General features: G+C 31.8%; 19 protein-coding genes. 5 read left to right on the forward strand and 14 right to left on the reverse strand.

The window, feature by feature from the left end; all coding sequences use genetic code 11:
- Positions 1-702: an ABC transporter ATP-binding protein gene (locus tag BN3657_RS00180; RefSeq protein ID WP_019138750.1), complete on the reverse strand. Its 702-nt coding sequence runs from the start codon at positions 700-702 to the stop codon at positions 1-3.
- 201 nt (positions 703-903) lie between these two features.
- On the opposite strand from BN3657_RS00180, the gene BN3657_RS00185 reads away from it, so the two are divergent.
- Entirely contained in the window at positions 904-1,278 is a 375-nt protein-coding gene (locus tag BN3657_RS00185; protein ID WP_062551299.1) for a hypothetical protein, read from the forward strand.
- Between the two features lie 21 nt (positions 1,279-1,299).
- Here the strand turns inward: BN3657_RS00185 and smpB are convergent, their stop codons facing one another.
- From smpB to BN3657_RS00215, 6 genes are read right to left on the reverse strand one after another with little or no spacing between them, the layout of a single operon-like run.
- Complete coding sequence (gene smpB / locus BN3657_RS00190) at positions 1,300-1,755, reverse strand: SsrA-binding protein SmpB (RefSeq protein WP_062551300.1); 456 nt, start codon at positions 1,753-1,755, stop codon at positions 1,300-1,302.
- On the reverse strand, positions 1,748-3,850 hold the full coding sequence (gene rnr, locus BN3657_RS00195) for a ribonuclease R (protein WP_062551301.1): 2,103 nt from the start codon (positions 3,848-3,850) through the stop codon (positions 1,748-1,750). Before rnr ends, smpB begins: the two co-directional genes overlap by 8 nt.
- Positions 3,850-5,022 (reverse strand): D-alanine--D-alanine ligase family protein, encoded by a 1,173-nt coding sequence (locus BN3657_RS00200; RefSeq protein ID WP_062551302.1) that lies wholly within the window; start codon positions 5,020-5,022, stop codon positions 3,850-3,852. The genes rnr and BN3657_RS00200 overlap by 1 nt, the downstream gene beginning before the upstream one ends.
- Before the next feature lie 4 nt (positions 5,023-5,026).
- Positions 5,027-6,580 carry a UDP-N-acetylmuramoyl-tripeptide--D-alanyl-D-alanine ligase gene (locus tag BN3657_RS00205; protein WP_062551303.1) on the reverse strand — a complete coding sequence of 518 codons (1,554 nt, stop codon included), beginning with the start codon at positions 6,578-6,580 and terminating at the stop codon, positions 5,027-5,029.
- A 9-nt stretch (positions 6,581-6,589) separates the two neighbouring features.
- Positions 6,590-7,360 (reverse strand): alpha/beta fold hydrolase, encoded by a 771-nt coding sequence (locus BN3657_RS00210; RefSeq protein ID WP_062551304.1) that lies wholly within the window; start codon positions 7,358-7,360, stop codon positions 6,590-6,592.
- On the reverse strand, positions 7,350-7,787 hold the full coding sequence (locus BN3657_RS00215; RefSeq protein ID WP_019138756.1) for a hypothetical protein: 438 nt from the start codon (positions 7,785-7,787) through the stop codon (positions 7,350-7,352). Before BN3657_RS00215 ends, BN3657_RS00210 begins: the two co-directional genes overlap by 11 nt.
- Positions 7,788-7,893: 106 nt before the next feature.
- Between BN3657_RS00215 and BN3657_RS00220 the strand changes: the two genes are divergently transcribed.
- On the forward strand, positions 7,894-8,133 hold the full coding sequence (locus tag BN3657_RS00220; protein ID WP_062551305.1) for a glutaredoxin family protein: 240 nt from the start codon (positions 7,894-7,896) through the stop codon (positions 8,131-8,133).
- A 37-nt stretch (positions 8,134-8,170) separates the two neighbouring features.
- On the opposite strand, the gene BN3657_RS00225 is transcribed toward BN3657_RS00220, so the two are convergent.
- The 7 genes from BN3657_RS00225 to BN3657_RS00255 all read right to left on the reverse strand — a co-directional run bounded on the left by BN3657_RS00225 (position 8,171) and on the right by BN3657_RS00255 (position 13,869).
- Entirely contained in the window at positions 8,171-9,064 is an 894-nt protein-coding gene (locus BN3657_RS00225; RefSeq protein ID WP_062551306.1) for a hypothetical protein, read from the reverse strand.
- Between the two features lie 192 nt (positions 9,065-9,256).
- Complete coding sequence (locus BN3657_RS00230) at positions 9,257-10,243, reverse strand: 3D domain-containing protein (RefSeq protein ID WP_062551307.1); 987 nt, start codon at positions 10,241-10,243, stop codon at positions 9,257-9,259.
- 319 nt (positions 10,244-10,562) lie between these two features.
- Complete coding sequence (locus BN3657_RS00235) at positions 10,563-11,192, reverse strand: NUDIX hydrolase (protein ID WP_062551308.1); 630 nt, start codon at positions 11,190-11,192, stop codon at positions 10,563-10,565.
- Positions 11,182-12,216, reverse strand: a complete 1,035-nt coding sequence (locus BN3657_RS00240; RefSeq protein ID WP_062551309.1) for a patatin-like phospholipase family protein — start codon at positions 12,214-12,216, stop codon at positions 11,182-11,184. Before BN3657_RS00240 ends, BN3657_RS00235 begins: the two co-directional genes overlap by 11 nt.
- Positions 12,213-12,632, reverse strand: a complete 420-nt coding sequence (gene mscL / locus BN3657_RS00245) for a large conductance mechanosensitive channel protein MscL (RefSeq protein ID WP_062551310.1) — start codon at positions 12,630-12,632, stop codon at positions 12,213-12,215. Before mscL ends, BN3657_RS00240 begins: the two co-directional genes overlap by 4 nt.
- A gap of 242 nt (positions 12,633-12,874) precedes the next feature.
- Positions 12,875-13,294: a deoxycytidylate deaminase gene (locus BN3657_RS00250; RefSeq protein WP_062551311.1), complete on the reverse strand. Its 420-nt coding sequence runs from the start codon at positions 13,292-13,294 to the stop codon at positions 12,875-12,877.
- Positions 13,291-13,869, reverse strand: coding sequence for a ribonuclease H1 domain-containing protein (locus BN3657_RS00255; protein ID WP_062551312.1), 579 nt, complete (start codon positions 13,867-13,869; stop codon positions 13,291-13,293). The genes BN3657_RS00250 and BN3657_RS00255 overlap by 4 nt, the downstream gene beginning before the upstream one ends.
- An 88-nt stretch (positions 13,870-13,957) precedes the next feature.
- Between BN3657_RS00255 and BN3657_RS00260 the strand changes: the two genes are divergently transcribed.
- From BN3657_RS00260 to BN3657_RS00270, 3 genes are all read left to right on the forward strand, one after another.
- On the forward strand, positions 13,958-14,848 hold the full coding sequence (locus tag BN3657_RS00260) for a fructose bisphosphate aldolase (RefSeq protein WP_062551313.1): 891 nt from the start codon (positions 13,958-13,960) through the stop codon (positions 14,846-14,848).
- A 302-nt stretch (positions 14,849-15,150) separates the two neighbouring features.
- On the forward strand, positions 15,151-16,794 hold the full coding sequence (locus tag BN3657_RS00265) for a tryptophanase (RefSeq protein ID WP_062551314.1): 1,644 nt from the start codon (positions 15,151-15,153) through the stop codon (positions 16,792-16,794).
- A gap of 77 nt (positions 16,795-16,871) precedes the next feature.
- A complete protein-coding gene (locus tag BN3657_RS00270; RefSeq protein WP_062551315.1) occupies positions 16,872-18,212 on the forward strand; it encodes a sodium-dependent transporter in 1,341 nt (446 codons plus the stop codon).
- The last annotated feature ends 144 nt before the right edge of the window (positions 18,213-18,356 follow it).

Genomic DNA, 18,356 nt, shown 5'->3' on the forward strand with positions numbered 1-18,356 from the left:
CTACCATTCTATTTCCATAATATCCCTTGGATTTTTATTTATAAAAACATCTTTTACTTTGGCATCAGAAATTTCAATAAGTCTATCTGCAGAATCTTTTATTGCAGAGTTGTGAGTAATTAAAACCACTGTAGTTTCTGTTGTTCTCGTTAAATCTTGAAGCAGTTTTAAGATTTGTTTACCTGTTTTATAGTCCAAAGCTCCTGTTGGTTCATCACAAAGAAGAAGTTTTGGATTTTTGGCAATGGCACGAGCTATTGAAACTCTCTGTTGTTCTCCACCTGATAGTTGTGATGGAAAATTGTCCATTCTCTCGCCCAAGCCCACAGATTTTAAAACTTCAACTGGATCTTTTGCATTTTTAACAATTTGACTTGCAAGCTCAACATTTTCAAGAGCTGTTAAGTTGGGAATTAAATTATAAAATTGAAAGACAAAACCCATGTCGTATCTTCTGTAAGTCGTGAGTTCTCTTTCACTGTATTTTGCAATATCTTTCCCATCAACTAAAAGTTCACCACTTGATGGAGTGTCAAGTCCTCCTAAGATATTTAAAAAAGTGGACTTGCCTGCGCCTGATGCTCCAAGGATTATTGCAAATTCATTTTTTTCTATTTCAAAATTTAATTTATCATTTGCCATTACTGATCTTTCGCCAATTCTATACTCTTTTGAAAGATTCTTAACTTCGATAAAAGACATATAATCACCTTTAGCTTATTATACCAAAAATTAAAATTTCTTTTAATCAATTACTAGTAGATTTAAAGTTTTTTAGATGAATCTAATTTTCCCTTTCCTTTATAAATTTTCTCTCTTTTATTGCAAGAAATTATTTTATTTTGTATGATTATATTATAAATAGAAGATGTCAAATGTAGTTTAAGGTTAGAAGGGATTTATATGAATGACAAAAGCAAAAAAATTTTAAAATATTTATCTATTTATTTAATAATCTATCTACTTTATAAAGTATCTTATTCAAGCATAATTCACATAGCTTTTAATGAATTTGACGGAAAAAATCATACTCTTAATTATTTCATAAGCTTACTTGCATTTAACATACTGGGAATATTTTTAATAAAAAAGTCTATAATAGGACATGATTTCTATATCATCTTAATTTCATTTAATGTCATAGATGCAATAGCAACATCATCTGATATCGCTTATTCTTACATTGACAATTATTTATTTTTTATAATTCCATGTGTATTTATCATCTTAGATTGTTTTCTATATTATAAAGAAAACAAAAAATTAAAATCAAAATAAATTTTTATAAAAAACAAGCACTCAGTATTTGAGTGCTTGTCTTAGTTTCTTATCAACTTCTCTTTTTTTCATTGTCTCTCTCTTGTCCCAAAGCTTTTTACCCTTTGCCTTGGCGATTAAGACTTTTACTATCCCCTTTTTAAGATAAACTTTTAGGGGAATAATTGTATATCCATCTTGAGTTTTAACTTTTTCAAGTCTTAGGATTTCATTTTTGTGCATCAAAAGTTTTCTCTTTCTCATGGGATCCACATTGTAAATATTTCCCTGTTCGTAAGGACTTATGTGCATTCCAGATACAAAAATTTCTCCCTTATTTATGTCACAATAAGCATCTTTTATATTAACATGACCTGCTCTTATGGACTTTACTTCAGTCCCAACAAGTTCAATTCCCGCTTCATAAGTGTCTTCAATAAAATAAAGATGGCTGGCTTTTTTATTATTTGCTATTGCATTGTTTTTTTCCTTACTCATCTTTATCACCTGCCATTTTAAAATCAATATTGCCCATATTTAAGTCGACATTAGTAACTTTTATTGTTACATCGTCCCCAATATGGAATTCTTTTTTTGTATTATAGTCAATTGCCCTATAATGATCTTGGTCAAATTCATAGTAACCATCCATAGTCCTGTAAGCTACAAGACCTTCGATTAAGTTATCAAGTTCAACAAACATTCCAAAGTTTGTGATAGAAGATACTTTACCTTCATAAACTTCGCCAATTCGCTCTGACATGTATTCTGCCATCTTAATGTCTTCAACTTGTCTTTCAGCTTCTTGGGCAACTTTTTCTGTTTTTGAAACTTGTTCTGCTATTTCAGGTAAAGTTACCTTTAGATTTTTTATATCTCCCTTAGATAAATTTCCTTCAATGTGTTTTTTTATTATTCTATGAATTGTAAGGTCTGCATATCTTCTTATTGGAGAAGTGAAGTGAGAATAATAGTCAAATGCCAAACCAAAGTGAATGTCATTTATTTCTGAATATCTAGCTTTTGCCATTGACCTTAGAGTCATAGTTGAAACAAACATCTCTTCCTTACTTCCCTTTGCTTTTTCAAGAACTTTTTGAACATCTCTTGGTTCAACTTTTTCATCAAAGTTTATCATATAACCAAGAGGTCTCAAGTAAGAGTTGAGTTCAGAAATTTTTTCATCCTTTGGTCTTTCGTGAATTCTATATAAAAATGGAATTTTATTAAAATAATATTCTTTTGCAACGCAGACATTTGCCATTAACATAAAGTCTTCGATGAGTTTGTTGGCTGTTCTCCTATCTCTTTTGTGAATATTTTCTGGCCAACCTCTTTCGTCAACTTCTATTATAACTTCAGGAATATCAAAGTCTATTGCACCTTCTCTTTCCCTCTTATCTTGCAAAATCTTTGAAAGCTCATACATCTTGTCTAAGGTTTTTTCTAGACCCTTTAAAGATTCGTGAACAATATTTTTTTCCAAATAATCTGACACATTTTCATAAACCAATCTTTTATTTGACCTGATTACAGATTCTACAATGTCATATTTTATTACTTCGCCATCTTTATTTATCTCTGCAATAACTGATAGAGTTAATCTGTCTACTCCCTCATTTAAAGAACAAATGCCATTGGAAAGTTCAAAGGGAAGCATTGGTATAACTTTATTTAATAGATAAACTGAATTGCCTCTTTCAAAAGCTTCTTCATCAAGGGGACTATATTCTTCTACATAGTGAGAAACATCTGCAATGTGAACACCTAAAATATAATTTCCATTTTTTGCCATTTCTAGTGAAATTGCATCATCAAAATCCTTTGAATCTGCTCCATCAATGGTAAAGGTCACAAGATTTCTTAAATCTCTTCTGTTTTTTATTTCTTCTTTAGTAACTTCTTGTGGAATATTTTTAGCTTGTGATAAAGAAGCCTTAGAAAATTCCATGGGAAGTTCAAGTCCAGCAGCCACAGAAAGAATGTCAACATGAGGATCATCAGGATAGCCCAAAATTTCTATTATTCTTCCTTCTGGTTTTTTGTTTGCTTCTGGCCACTTTTCAATTTTTACAAGAACCTTTTGTCCATTTTTTGCTCCATTTATTTTTTTCTTTGGAACGTAAATGTCCATTGCCATTTTTGCTTCATCAGAAATTACAAAGCCAAAATCCCTCTTATTTTGAAAGACTCCAACAAATTTTGTATTCCCTCTTTTTACAATGGAAAGCACCTTTCCTTCAGGTTTGTCGCCAGAAGTTTCTCTATATCTTCTGACAATAACTTCATCTCCATTTAGGGCTGAGTTTAGGTTGTTTTTTGATATATAAATATCTTCGTCAAGATTTTCAGTTATCAAAAACCCAAATCCCTTGGCATTTGTTTGAAGTTTTCCAAAAAAGAATTTTTCATTATCCACAAGTCTGTATTTATTCCTGTGGTCCAAGAAAATAAGCCCTTCTCCCTCGAGTTCCTCGAGAATTTTTATAAATTCTTTTTTCTCTTTATTTTTAATTTTAAATGACCTGATAAGTTCATCTTTAGTCCTTGGCTTTGAGTTTTCGATAAGCTTTAAAATCTTTTCTTTAATCATTAAATCTTTGCTCCATAACTTGTCATATTAAATAAATTGGAATCAATAGAATAGTTATTTTCTGATCTTTCATTAAATCTTTCATGACCAAGTTCAATTAATCTTGTGATTAAATCCTTAATCATAAGTCCATCTACCTCATAAAGATAAAAGGCAATAGAACCTGGAAGAGTGTTGATTTCGTTGACAAAAGATTTGTCGCCATCAACTAAAAAGTCAATTCTTGCAACTCCAGCACCATCAATTGCCCTAAAAGCTTTTTTTGCAAGCTCCTTTATTTCTTTTTCAAGACTTGGACTTAGTTCTGCAGGCAACTTTTTATTTTGATGTTTTTGTGATGATTTAGCTCCCTTTGAACCAGCGACATACTTGTCTTCATATTTTAAAAGATCTTTAAATCCAAGAGGTTCTTCTGCTGCAGAAACTCTAAGGTCATTTTCATAACCTAGAACCGCAACATTAATTTCTCTAGGATTTACAACTGCTTCTTCCACAATAATTTTTCTATCGTAGTGAGCAGCAAGTTCAAGTGCCTTTGATAAATCAAGGGCATTTTCTACTCTTGAAATACCAATTGATGAACCCAAGTTAGCAGGTTTTACAAAAAGTGGGAAATTTAAGTCCTTGCACTTTTCAATAATACCCTTTAAGTTTTTAAGTTCATCTCTATAGAAGTACTTGTATTTTGTCATTGGGATTTCTTCTGATTCGAAGACTTTTCTCATCACAACCTTGTCCATGCCAACAGCTGCAGACATAACTCCACAACCTGTGTATGGCATTCCCATTAGTTCAAATAAACCTTGTGTACATCCATCTTCTCCAAAAGTACCGTGAAGAGCAAAAAATATTGCATCAATTTTTTCATAAACTTCTACTGAATCGTATTCTTGCTTAAATAATTTTTTTGGATTGTGTTTTACATAGTATAAATTTTTATTTCCAAACTCTGGCTTAAAAAATACTTCAACTCCATCGTGAAAGTCTTGATCCTTGTATGCCTTAAAGTTTTTTAAGCTTTCACCTGACAAAAATTTGCCCTCTTTTGTAATATAAATAGGAATTGGATTGTATTTAGTCTTATCCATATTTTCAATAATTTGCATTCCTGTAATTACAGAAACTTCGTGTTCAACGGATCTTCCTCCGAAGATTACACCAATATTTTCCATTTTTTCACTCCTCATTGTAATTGTCAGGTAGGTCATTTTCAAAGAGAACGACATCTCCTGGCATAGAAATCTTTGCTAAAACTTCAGTTGCCTCATTTAGTGAAGAAACTCTATAAATTTTTTCTTCGTCAAAGTTTTTATCTTTTAAGCCTTCATAAATTGGAAGAGTTCTCTTTTTGCCAACTAAAATTGCAAAATCAAGAACATCTGCCATTACTTGACCTATTTTTCTATTTTCATCCTCTTCCATATCACCAAGTTCTACCATACCAGGTGTTATGATTATTTTTCTGTGGTCCTTAAATTCTCTCAACACATCAAGTGCAGCCCTAAAGCCCACTGGATTTGAGTTAAAAGCATCGTCAATAACTATGGTGTTATTAGATGATGGTATAAGTGAAAGTCTGTGTTCCACTGGCTCAACTTTTGAAATTCCTCTTTGAATTTCTTCTAAAGTAAGTCCCAAGACGTGAGCAGCTGTCGCAGATGCAAGTAAATTTGAAATGTTGTGGATACCTAAAAGTTTAGTCGAGCATTTTATTTCTCCTGCTCCTTTTATGTGGAGGATAAATTCAGAACCTCGTTCATTTACCTTTATGCCATCGGCATAGACATCTAATTTTTCAAAATCTTTAGTACCATACCTATAAGTTTTCTTTTTTGTCTTGTCTGCAAGTGGCTTGACATAGTCATTGTCATAGTTAAAAATTGCAATCCCATCTTCTGGCAAGTCTTCGATTAATTCATACTTTGTCTTTTGAATATTTTCAATTGTCTTAAAAAGATGCATGTGAGTTGGTCCAATGGCTGTTATTATTCCAATATCAGGTTGGACAAGTTCTGCAACTTCGTGAATTTCTCCAGGAACTTTGGCACCAAGTTCTGCAATGAAAACTTCTCTATCTCTTTCAAGTTCGTTGTTGATTATCTTTGAAAGTCCCATTGGAGTGTTAAAGGAAGATGGAGTATTCTTAACTCTAAGTCCTTCAGATAAAATTGTATCAGATATAAATTTTACAGAAGTCTTTCCAAAAGATCCTGTGATTCCAAGAACTTTTAAGCCTTCTTCTTTTTTATACTTTCTAATTTTTTCTTGAGCTGAAGTATAAAAACCCATATTAATTTTATCTTCAGTTGGCTTTGCCCACTTGTTTGATAATATCAAAAGTTTATATTGGTAAAAGTAAACTAAAAATGATAAAACTAAAGTTGCTAGAATTGAAGCTACATAAGAGCCACTGCCATCGAATATAGCAATAGAAATTATCACTATAATTATAAAAGAAATATCATTTACAAGTTTGTGCTTTTTCAAAAGTCTCTTTGCCCTGTCAGTCCAAACCAAAGGAGTCTTTTGATTTTTCTCAATCTTGTAAACTAGTTTATTCATCTTGTCCTTATTGTTTTTTAAAAAAGTCTTGTACTCATCATTGTCATAACCCTCTAATTGAAGCATGTGAATTGGATAGTTACATCTAATTAGAGAATAATAAAGAGCTAAGACTATTACTATAAAATTTATTATATAAATTGGTAGTCTTGCTAAAAAATATTCCATTAAAATCTCCTAACCTAAAAACGAATTAATAACTGCACTAAATTGATTAAACTTATCTAAGTAAGAATAGTGACCTGCATCTTCTAAGACAACAAGTCCAGAATTCTTTATTTCTTCTTCAAAAATCTTACCCATATAAAGAGGAGTTGCATCATCTTTATCTCCCCAAATGAGAAGAGTTTCTGCATCAATATTTTTAAATTCTTCTCTAGTGGATTCATTGACCACTTTTACAAAGCATTTTCTCATAATTCCATCAGCAGCCTGATAATCATCTGACCCATGTTTTTTATAAAACTTTTCCAAGGCTTTTTCATCATTTCCATGACTTAATAGATACATCTTTTTTGCTGCCTTGAAAGAATAAACCTTAGTGTAATAAGATAATTTTCTCTTTGGAAGAACTCCTGATGCATCAATTATAACTAACTTGTCGATTAAGTCCTTATTTCTTGATCCCAAAATTGTTAGAGTTTTTCCCCCAAAGGAATGGCCAATAAAAGTTGCCTTTTTAATTTCAAATTTATCCAAAAACTTTAGGAGAAATTCATAATAATCGTAAGTTCCCATAACTTCTTTTGGCTCTTCACTATCTCCAAAACCTGGTGCATCATAAGCATAGACTGTGTAATCTTTAGGTATGGCATTAAAAATCGGCATAATTGATTCAATATATGCACCCCAACCGTGGAGGATTACTACAATCTTTTCGCCGCCATCTCTTTTTATATATGCAGTTTTTATTCCATCTATTTCAACAAATTCTTTATTAACTTTCATCTTCATCTTCTTTTATAAAAATTATTGAGTCCTTGTCATCTTCTCTTTCTAAATCGTCTTTTATAAAAATAGAAGTGGACTCACTTTTCCCTGAATTTTCTTTGCTATCAGTGAAATTTATATAAGACCTATTATCACTTAAATCAAGACCCATTTTTAGCGAAGAAATTCTTGACTTGTGCTTATCTATTTCTGATAAAGTTTTATCAATATCAAGCTGAGAATCTTCTCCTCTTATGAGTTTATATTGATGACGACCAAGGGCTTCAAAGAGTTCTGATATTTTTCTCTCTTCATTTAAAATTTCATATTTAAGTCTTGCCGTCTTTTTTATTTCTTGTGATTCACTAACAAGTTTTTTCTTGAGATAATTTAAATTTCCAGCAAGGTCATTTAAATTGCCATCGAGACTGTCTAAAAATCCCACATAATCACCTCGAATCTATGTTATTATACCAAAAAAGCTCTATTTTTTAAATACTAGCAGTGTTTTCTTTATTATAATTTGGGTAATAAAAGATTGGAGGGATAATATGGATAAATTAACATTATATGTAGGAACAACTTGCCCATTTTGTAAAAAAGTAGAAAGCTTTATGGAAGAAAAGGGCATTGATTCTGTAGAAATAAAAAATATAGACGAAGACAAAGAAGCTCGTGAATACCTAATAGAAAAGGGCGGCAAAAAACAAGTGCCTTGCCTATTCATTGGAGAAAAACCTCTTTATGAATCACTAGATATTATAAAATATTTAAATGACAATGTAGCTTAATAGACAATATAAAAAAGACAGGGATTACTCAGTGAGTTTAATCTCTGTCTTTTTTGTTTTTTCTTCTGTTTTTTCTTCTCTTTTTTCTCGACAACAATATATTTTTTGATTTGGAAATAGTATAAGTATTTAAAATCAAATTAATTATATTACATAGAATTATAAATTTAATGGCAAAGACTCTTGGCATAAAATAGCTTGTCATGATAATAAGACTGAGTATGCTGAAAATATCTACAAAATATTCAACATACAATGTCCTTGATAGGATTGTATTTTCTGAAAATTTTAGATTTGCAGAAAGCACATTTATAAAAAATAAAATCATGACAAAAGTGTAGGTAACTATTGAGATATTTATACTAGCTGTAAGTATATAAATTTGCAAAATAAAGTACATGGAAAATTTTACAATTAGAAGACCAATTTCATAGTTTTCTAACTTTAACTTTTTGGACTCATAGAGATTTTCTATGTCCCAATCCTCCATCAAAGCATTTAAAATCTTTGTGGTTTTTATTTTTTCACATATCCATGAAGGCAACACGCTAAGTACAAAAATACTTATTACAAGACTTTTTAATACGTCAAATAAACTAGTCCCATGAAATCTACTAAAATAATTAAAGGTAAATAAAATTATTCCAATAAGAGCTGAAAGAGATAAAATCTTTAAAAAGGCTTGAAAAATTTCATAATTTTTCCCACTTAATAAAAAATTACCAGCTTCACTATAAGCTCCTGCAAATTCGTAGGGATTGCCCATCCTATTTAATTCTTTTTTTATATCTTCTTCCGTATAAATTTCTGGAAGTCTATCTCCCAATATAGCTAAAACATCGTCCTTGGCATCCTTTTGCTTGTCATAAGGGATGTATCTTTGCAAATAATAAATATATCTATCGACGAGTTCATGTTCAATTAATTTCATAAAACCATCCTCATATATATTATAAGTTAAATGTAGGTTCTTTTAAATGAGTACTTGTTAATTTTAAAAATAATTTTGACATTATATTTACAAAATCTTTTCATTTTTTATAAATATAAAGACTTTTCTAAACTATTTTAATATAAGTCCTTCAAAAAAACCATAAAAAAAAGTCCTGTTTCCAGGACTCTATTAATCAAGTACATAAACTTTTACATTTCTTCTTCCGAAATTATTTGCCTCGGCATTAGTGCTGTAGAATAAATCTATTCTGTTGCCCTTAATTGCTCCACCAGTATCTTCTGCTGTAGCATATCCATAACTTGCAAAGCCATCCATTGATTCGATATATAGTTTTGAACCTAGTGGAATAACTCTTGGGTCAACTGCAACTGCACCAACTCTTGCTCTAGTTCCCATAGCAGTTTTTGAACCTGCACTTGGATCATAAGCAGTAGCTTGCATAACAATTACCTTTTTAGCTGATTTTCCATTAGGAGCAGCACTTCCTTTTTTTGTGCCAACTTCTACAACTTCTTTTACAGCTTCCTTAGTAATTTCACTTTTAATAACTTCAGTTGATTCTAGATTTCCATTTACATAAGTGTTTTTTAAACTTTCAACTTTTTGTCCAACTTGACCTTTAGTGATTACCTTTTTGTCACCCTTAAACATTTCATTGTTTTCACGAGTTTCTGTTTCAAAAGGAATTTCAGTTTTGTTTTCTACAGTTTCTTGAGTTACTCTATCGATTTTAATTTCCATACCTTGTTTTGCGATTTCATCAAGTGGTAGAGAAACTCTATCAAGTTTATTTAACTTAATGTTTAAATTTTCAAGTACATCAGAAACAGTGTATCCATTAGCTTCAACTATTAGAGTTTTGTTGCCATCTTTTATATGGTAAGACTTTGGTGAAGTAATGACAATTTTTGTGTCCTTTGTAATTTCTTCATCTAAACTTGGACTAACAAGATCCTTGTTCTTTAGTACTACGCCTTCTTTATCTAAGAAGTCCTTTACTGTCTTTTCATATGTAAAAACTGTTTTAGTCTTTCCATTGATATTTAATTCTACATCATTGCCAAGAGCTGTACTAAAACCCATTGTTAAGACAGATACCAAGGCAAGTGCGATTAATATAAATTTCGCATTCCTAAAAATGTTCTTATTATTCAAAAATATAACCTCCAATAACGTTACAAGTTTGTAAATATTGTTACTCTTTTGTAACTTCTTCTAACCTCATAAAAGTATATTAAAAAAAACTAAATTTGTCAATTTTTTTGTAACTTTTTTGTAAATAACATTGCGAAAGGCTAATTTTAGCCATTTTAAATTTTTAAAAAAATTAATTTATTTTTCACAAAAAATAAAAAAGCCCCTAAAGCTTGAAATTTAGGGCTTTTTATTTAAATATTACATTTATATTACAAATTTTTAAATATTCTTGAATAAATTATTAAAATATAAAATTTTCATAAGGAGATAAAATAAATTAGGATCTTAAATTTTCAACAAACCTTCTAGCCATCTTTGCCGTAAAACCCCAAATTATTTCTCCATTATATTCATAAAAAAGAACTTCTTCCTTACCTCTTTTGAATTTATAATTAACTCCATTAGGTATAAGGTGATAAGGAAATTCCTTATTTCTTTCCACTTTAAGATTTATCTTGTAAGACTTTGGATCAGTTTCCAAAAAGTAAGACAAGGGAATAGTAAAAACCTTCTCAACTTCATCTATTGATGGAGAAATTTCATCAAAATCTCTTTTTATCTCACCAATAAAAGTATGAATAATTGCAGCATAGGGATTGACCACAAAGTCACTTTCAGAATATATTTCTATCTCATCTTCTGAAATCAAAAGTTCCTCTGAAGTTTCCCTTATTGCTGCTTCTAGTGGGCTTTCCTTACCCTCAATTCGTCCTCCTGGAAAGGAAATTTCACCTGGTTGATTTCTAAGAGTGAAGGCTCTCTTTTCAAAAAGAAGATGAATCTCGCCATCTTTTTTTATAAGTGGCAGCATCACTGAAAACCTATTTTTTACATCAACGGGCATGGGCTTTTTATTCTGAAACTTAGATTTTATCTTTTCTAAAGAGTTATCAGCTTCAAAATCCATTTTCAATCTCCCTCATAAATCCTTCTACTGTATAAATCCTAAATCTATCAATTTTCTTTCTATTACCTTCTCTTTCAAGAAGCTTGTACAAGAGCTCATCATATTCAAAATTTTCTGACATTTCAAATTCTTCTGCCAACTTAGGTGCATAATCTTCAAAAATTATCCTGGCAAGCTTTTTATCAGACCTTTCAACCTTATTTTTCAAAAGTCTGTAAATATACTTGAAACTCTCTTCTTCATCAACAGGCATTATATAAAAATCTTCTCCCTTTAAGCCTTTAACTTCTCTAAAAGCATCAAAGTATCCCATTTTTATAAGTTCATCGGCCTTTTCCTTGTTAAAATCCATGCTTGATCCTAAGCTTTTATTTGGCTTTATTATATATTTAGCTTTAATTTCACTCCTAGGTGGATCCTTGTGAAGTCTTACTACAACAGCATCCATCTTGCCACTATCAATCATGTCTATAGGAGCAGGTGAAGCAAAACCTCCATCTATATAATACTTGCCATGAAGAGGTTTTAACTTAAAAACTGGCAGATAACAAGAAGCAATAATATAATCCTTTAAAAGTCCCTTTTCAATATCATTCTTACAAAGTTTTTCAACTTTAAGGTCTGATACATTTACTGTGCACAAACCAAAATCCACATCAGACTCTCTAAGCTTATCTTCATCTATAAATTGATCAACTAACCTATAAAGAGGATTAGGCGATCTAGTAAATTCAGGAATTTTAATATCGTGCTGACGAAGTTTTTCTACAACTTTTGTCAAGAGATTCTCATCTTCTTGAACAATTTTTACTTCATTATCAAAGGCTGAAAAATCTAAACTCTTCCAAGCCTTAAAACATTCATAGGCATCCCCTTGGGCAAACATGGCCCCATTAAAGGCACCAATGCTAGTTCCGACTATTTTCGAAAAATCAAATCCCATTTCCATTAAGGCGAAGTAGGCTCCTACTTGGTAGGCGCCCTTAGCTCCTCCACCTTCGAGGACTAATGCCCACTTTTTCATTTTGCACTTCCTAATTCAGATGTACAGTGTGGACATCTTGTTGCATTAATATCAATTGTAGATTTACAGAAAGGACAAACTTTTTCAGTTGGTGCTGGTTCTTCCTCTTCTTTTTTGAATTTTTCAGAAACCTTAGCAATTTGCTTAATAATAATGAAAATAACTAAAGCAATAATCAAGAAATCAAAGACAGATTGTAAGAAAATACCATATTTAACTTCTGCACTACCTACAGTTACAGCTAGGTCTGAGAAATTTACTCCACCAAGTAAAATACCTATAAGCGGCATTAAAATATTTTCCACAAGGCTTGAAACGATTTTACCAAAGGCACCACCTATGATAACACCTACAGCCATGTCCATTACATTTCCTCTAGCAATAAATTCCTTAAACTCTTCTAAAAAATTTTTCATTTTTCCTCCTTTTATTAAAAATTTATCCATAAATAAAATTAATATTGCTTACTAATATTAAATACCCACTATTTAAATAAAGTAACTTTATATAAAACAAGTATTAAAAATTTTTATTAAAAATTCACTTAATAAAAAAACTCAAGCTATTAGATTTTTCAATTTATAATCTAGCTTGAGTTTTTCTTCTGTATATTTTTCTTCTATATAATAGATTTAATTTTAAAATATTATATTTACTTTTAAATTTGTTTTAATAAAATCTTATTCTTTTTAAGTAACTCTAATGCGTAGTCATCTATCCTATAAGCCTCGTGATAATTTATCTCACGAATGCCTGCTTGTATAAGTGCCTTTGTACAGTTAAGGCATGGAAAATGTGTAACATAGGCCTTTGCTCCCTTTACAGAAATTCCTTCTTTTGCACAATATAAAAGTGCATTCATCTCTGCATGGATTGTAGCTATACAGTGCCCATCACGCATAGTGTGACCAACTTCGTCACAATGAGGATTTCCTGTAACTGATCCATTGTAACCTGTTGATATTATTCTATTGTCAGAATTAACGAGAACACAACCCACAAAAGCTCTGTCGCAAGTGGATCTTGTAGCCACCATTTCTGTTATCTCCATAAAATATTCATCCCAAGATTTTCTCATTTTGCCTCCTTTGCAAGTTTATCCACTAATTCATTGTACTCAACACCAGTGTGAGCCTCTACTTTTATAAATTTTACTTCCAATTTGTCTTTTATGGAATCATAAAATTTTTTATAATTAATAGTTCCTTCTTTATTTGTCTTCCAAAATCCAAGAGCCCAAGATCTTATGCCTTCGTAGTCATAGTGAAGATATATTTTTTTCTTGCCAAGTTTTGCTGCCTCTTCCATGGCACGCATGGCACCCTTGATTTCTCCAGACACATTTCTCATTTCTGAATCTTTAAAAAATCTCTTTGAATAAGTGTACTCTTCTTCATCATTGAACATATAAACTCCATAAGAGTGAGATTTATCTTTATTCCTATAAGATCCATCAACATAGACAAGAAGTTCATCTTTTTCTGCTGATTCTTTCTTTTTTTCTTCTTTTTCATTTATAAAAGCCTTGGCATCTTCTAATGTAGAAAACTTTTTAAAGCTTGCTCCCTTAAAGCCCACAGTTTCTCTCTTGCACTCATCCCAAGTGTGATAGATGCCAGGTTTTCTTCCAACTCTTACTGCGTAATACTTCATATTCACCTCAAAATTTTGTCATTTGTCAACTTTGTCTACTTATTATATAATTAGAAGTAATTAGAAGTCTAGACTTTTGGAGGTAAAAATGAACAAAGAACAATTTGAAAGAATGAAAAATGGCAAAGGCTTTATTGCCGCTCTTGACCAATCTGGTGGATCCACACCTAAAGCCCTATTAAATTATGGTGTAACTGAAGATGCTTATTCAAACGAAGAAGAAATGTTTGATAAAGTCCACGAAATGAGAAAGAGAATTATAAAGGACAAAGCTTTTACATCTGATAGAATTTTAGCTGCAATTTTATTTAAGGTTACTATGAATTCCAAAATTGATGGCAAATACACTGGAGATTATCTTTGGGAAGAAAAGGGCATAGTTCCAATCTTAAAAGTTGATGAAGGTCTTGATGTAGAAAAAGACGGTGCTAAACTTATGAAGCCTTTCAAGCATATTGACGAACTTCTTGAAAATGCTAAAGAAAGAAATATTTTTGGAACTAAGATGCGTTCTGTTGTAAAGGAACTTAATGAAGAGTCAATTAAAAAAGTTGTTGAACAACAATTTGACTACGCAAAGAAAATTTCTAAGGCAGGCTTTGTTCCTATTATCGAACCAGAAGTTGACATCCACGCTAAGGACAAGGCTGAAATCGAAGAAGTCCTTAAAAAATATCTTGTGGAAGAACTTAAAAAATTAGATAAGGAAACTTATGTAATGTTTAAGTTAACTCTTCCAGAAAAGGAAAATCTTTACGAAGATCTTTATGACTTTGATCAAACTGTTAGGGTTGTTGCTCTTTCTGGTGGTTATTCAAGAGATGATGCCAACGAAAAACTTAGAAAAAATAAAGGCGTAATTGCTTCTTACTCAAGAGCCTTAACTGAAGGACTTAATGTAAATCAAACAGACGAAGAATTTACAAAGATGCTTGACGACTCTATCGAAAAGAATTATTCAGCTTCAGTTGAAAAATAAATATTTTAAATTTTTTTAAATCTCCATTTTTTGGGGATTTTTTATTTTCTACTGTAAAACGATTTCATTATTATTTTTTATTTTACTTCCTGCTTTTACAAGTTTATTGACTTCTTTCTGCTAGTAATGTAAACTATTTCATAGATAATACATATTATCTTGGAGTTCTGACCGCTCATCAAGAAAGAAATTTTTAAAATTTTGATAACCGGGGTTCTCTATAGGATACTGTCCGCTAGTCGACTTTTGTCGATGACCGGGGTTCCTCTATAACTTTTTTTATTTTTATATGGAGGTTTTTTATGAAAAAGTATCAATTAGACGTACCTATACCACATTCCTACACTTATGTTACAAAGAATATTCCAAATGTAACTGTGGAACAAAGAGAAAGAGCCCTAAAGGCTACTCACTACAATGAATTTGCTTTCCCTGCAGGAATGTTAACTATCGATATGTTATCTGACTCAGGAACTACTGCCATGACAGATGTTCAATGGTCTGCAATGTTTTTGGGTGATGAATCTTATGGAAGAAACAAGGGCTACTATGTTCTCTTAGATACCTTTAGAGATGTCTTTGAAAGAGGCGACGATCAAAAGAGAATTATTGACCTAGTTAGAACTGACTGCGACGATGTTGAAAAAATGATGAACGAAGTTTACCTTTGCGAATATGAAGGTGGACTATTTAACGGTGGCTCTGCACAAATGGAAAGACCTAATACTTTTATCATCCAACAAGGTCGTGCAGCAGAATCAGTTTTATTTGAACTTGTAAGAAATATTTTAAATGCAAGAGAACCAGGAAAGACTTATACTATTCCTTCAAATGGACACTTTGACACAACTGAAGGAAATATTAAACAAATGGGATCTATCCCAAGAAACTTATACAATAAAGAACTTTTGTGGGAAGTTCCTGAAAATGGTCACTATGAAAAGAATCCATTTAAGGGCAACATGGACACAAAGAAATTGGAAGAATTAATTGAAAAATTAGGACCAGAAAATGTTCCTCTAATTTATACAACTATTACAAACAACACAGTTTGTGGTCAACCAGTTTCTATGGCAAACATGAGAGAATGTTCAAGAATTGCTCACAAATATGAAATACCTTATATGTTTGATGCTGCAAGATGGGCAGAAAATGCTTACTTCATAAAAGTTAATGAAGAAGGCTACGCTGACAAATCAATCCCAGAAATTGCAAAGGAAATGTTCTCTTATTGTGACGGTTTTACTGCTTCTCTTAAAAAAGATGGACACGCAAACATGGGTGGCGTTCTTGCCTTTAGAGATAAGGGATTATTCTGGAAGAAGTTCTCTGACTTTAACGAAGACGGATCAGTTAAAACTGATGTAGGTATTTTATTAAAGGTTAAACAAATTTCTTCTTACGGAAATGACTCCTATGGTGGAATGAGTGGTAGAGATATTATGGCACTTGCTGCTGGTCTTTATGAAGCAGCTAAGTTTGATTATCTTGATGCCCGTGTTAAACAATGTGAATACCTTGCACAAGGATTTTACAAAGCTGGCGTAAAAGGCGTTGTACTTCCTGCTGGTGGCCACGGTGTTTACATCAACATGGACGAATTCTTCGACAATAAGAGAGCACCAGAAACTTTTGCTGGTCAAGGTTTCTCTGTTGAATTAATTAGACGTTATGGAATTAGAACTGCAGAACTAGGCAACTATTCAATGGAATATGATTTAAAAACTCCAGAACAACAAGCTGAAGTGGCAAACGTAGTTCGTTTTGCAGTAAACAGAAGTCAACTTTCTAAGGAACACATGGATTATGTAATTGCAGCTGTAAAGGCTCTTTATGAAGATCGTGCTACTATTCCTAATATTAGAATAGTAAAGGGTAAAAACCTTCCAATGCGTCACTTCCACGCTTTCCTAGAAACTTATGAACCTTCTGAAGATGAAAAATAATTTAGAGTAAAAGAAAAAACAAAATTCAATTAGCCCCTTGAAATACAGGGGCAATTACCCTATTAAGGAGAATAATTATGGATAACAACTTGAAAACTCGTGATGGTTTTAAAAGCAAATGGGGCTTTATACTTGCTTGTATAGGCTCTGCAGTTGGAATGGGTAATATTTGGAGATTTCCTATAATGGTTTCTACCTATGGTGGCATGACTTTTTTGATCCCTTACATAATATTTGTAACTCTTATAGGATCTACTGGAGTAATTTCTGAAATGGCACTTGGTAGATCAGCTGATGCTGGACCTGTTGGTGCCTTTGGAAAATGTACAGAACTAAGATGGAAAAATAGAAAACTTGGAGAAATAATTGGACTTATTCCAGTCCTTGGTTCCCTTGCCCTAGCAATAGGTTACACTTGTGTAATGGGATGGATTTTTAAATACACTTTCCTATCCCTATCAGGTGGACTTTATGCAATGGGTCAAGATATGGATGTAATTGGTGGAACTTTTGGACAAACAGCATCTGCCTTTGGTGCAAATATCTGGATAATTATAGCTGTCCTTGCAAGTTTTGCTATTATGGTCATGGGAGTATCTGGTGGAATTGAAAAGGCAAATAAAATTATGATGCCTATCCTCTTTATTTTATTTGTTGGACTTGGAATTTACATCTTTACTCTTCCTGGTGCAGCTAATGGATATAAATACATCTTTACAGTAAACCCAGAAGGATTAAAGGATCCAAAAGTTTGGATTTTTGCCTTTGGACAAGCCTTTTTCTCCTTATCAGTTGCAGGAAATGGAACAGTAATTTATGGATCTTATCTACCAAAAAACGAAAGCATTCCATCATCTGCGAGAAATGTAGCAGTTTTTGACACAATAGCAGCTCTACTTGCTGCCTTTGTTATTATCCCAGCAATGGCAACAGCAAATGCACCACTTGATACTGGTGGTCCAGGACTTATGTTTATCTTCCTAGTAAATGTATTTAACGGAATGGCTGTTGGAAGAATCGTAGGAATTATTTTCTACGTCTGTGTACTTTTCGCAGGTGTATCTTCAATAATAAATCTTTACGAAACACCAGTAGCTTACTTGCAAGAAAAATTTAATTTCTCAAGACCTATTGCAACAACAACTATTCATATAATTGGTTGTATAGTGGCAATATTTATCCAAGCAATAGTAAGTGGTTGGATGGATGTAGTTTCAATTTACATTTGCCCACTAGGAGCAGCACTTGCTGGTATAATGTTCCTTTGGGTTGCAGGAAAGGATTATGCCCTTTCTGCAGTTAACCAAGGTGCATTAAAACCAATTGGATCTTGGTATTATCCACTTGCAAAATATGTATATGTGACAGCTGCCATAGTTGCCCTAATAGCAGGTGCAATGCTTGGTGGTATTGGTTGATAAAATTTAAAATAAAAATAGAAAAAGTGTTGGTTTTTACATTTGCCAATACTTTTTTTATCCTACAATTTATTTTATAATCTCTAAAATTTTTAAATTTTAAAAAATATCCTCCTGTTTTTTTTGTATGATATTATGTTATTA

The organism is Peptoniphilus phoceensis, assembly GCF_001517665.2.
In the GTDB taxonomy this organism is placed as follows: Bacteria; Bacillota; Clostridia; order Tissierellales; family Peptoniphilaceae; genus Peptoniphilus_A; species Peptoniphilus_A timonensis.

Excerpts from the sequence above, each read along its gene's own strand:
- BN3657_RS00260 (WP_062551313.1), top strand. The coding sequence starts at position 13,958 with ATGAACAAAGAACAATTTGAAAGAATGAAAAATGGCAAAGGCTTTATT.
- rnr (WP_062551301.1), bottom strand. The coding sequence starts at position 3,850 with ATGATTAAAGAAAAGATTTTAAAGCTTATCGAAAACTCAAAGCCAAGG.
- BN3657_RS00265 (WP_062551314.1), top strand. The coding sequence starts at position 15,151 with ATGAAAAAGTATCAATTAGACGTACCTATACCACATTCCTACACTTAT.
- BN3657_RS00255 (WP_062551312.1), bottom strand. The coding sequence starts at position 13,869 with ATGAAGTATTACGCAGTAAGAGTTGGAAGAAAACCTGGCATCTATCAC.
- BN3657_RS00240 (WP_062551309.1), bottom strand. The coding sequence starts at position 12,216 with ATGAAAAAGTGGGCATTAGTCCTCGAAGGTGGAGGAGCTAAGGGCGCC.
- BN3657_RS00205 (WP_062551303.1), bottom strand. The coding sequence starts at position 6,580 with ATGGAATATTTTTTAGCAAGACTACCAATTTATATAATAAATTTTATA.
- BN3657_RS00270 (WP_062551315.1), top strand. The coding sequence starts at position 16,872 with ATGGATAACAACTTGAAAACTCGTGATGGTTTTAAAAGCAAATGGGGC.
- BN3657_RS00250 (WP_062551311.1), bottom strand. The coding sequence starts at position 13,294 with ATGAGAAAATCTTGGGATGAATATTTTATGGAGATAACAGAAATGGTG.
- BN3657_RS00185 (WP_062551299.1), top strand. The coding sequence starts at position 904 with ATGAATGACAAAAGCAAAAAAATTTTAAAATATTTATCTATTTATTTA.
- smpB (WP_062551300.1), bottom strand. The coding sequence starts at position 1,755 with ATGAGTAAGGAAAAAAACAATGCAATAGCAAATAATAAAAAAGCCAGC.
- mscL (WP_062551310.1), bottom strand. The coding sequence starts at position 12,632 with ATGAAAAATTTTTTAGAAGAGTTTAAGGAATTTATTGCTAGAGGAAAT.
- BN3657_RS00225 (WP_062551306.1), bottom strand. The coding sequence starts at position 9,064 with ATGAAATTAATTGAACATGAACTCGTCGATAGATATATTTATTATTTG.
- BN3657_RS00235 (WP_062551308.1), bottom strand. The coding sequence starts at position 11,192 with ATGGATTTTGAAGCTGATAACTCTTTAGAAAAGATAAAATCTAAGTTT.
- BN3657_RS00220 (WP_062551305.1), top strand. The coding sequence starts at position 7,894 with ATGGATAAATTAACATTATATGTAGGAACAACTTGCCCATTTTGTAAA.
- BN3657_RS00200 (WP_062551302.1), bottom strand. The coding sequence starts at position 5,022 with ATGGAAAATATTGGTGTAATCTTCGGAGGAAGATCCGTTGAACACGAA.
- BN3657_RS00210 (WP_062551304.1), bottom strand. The coding sequence starts at position 7,360 with ATGAAAGTTAATAAAGAATTTGTTGAAATAGATGGAATAAAAACTGCA.
- BN3657_RS00180 (WP_019138750.1), bottom strand. The coding sequence starts at position 702 with ATGTCTTTTATCGAAGTTAAGAATCTTTCAAAAGAGTATAGAATTGGC.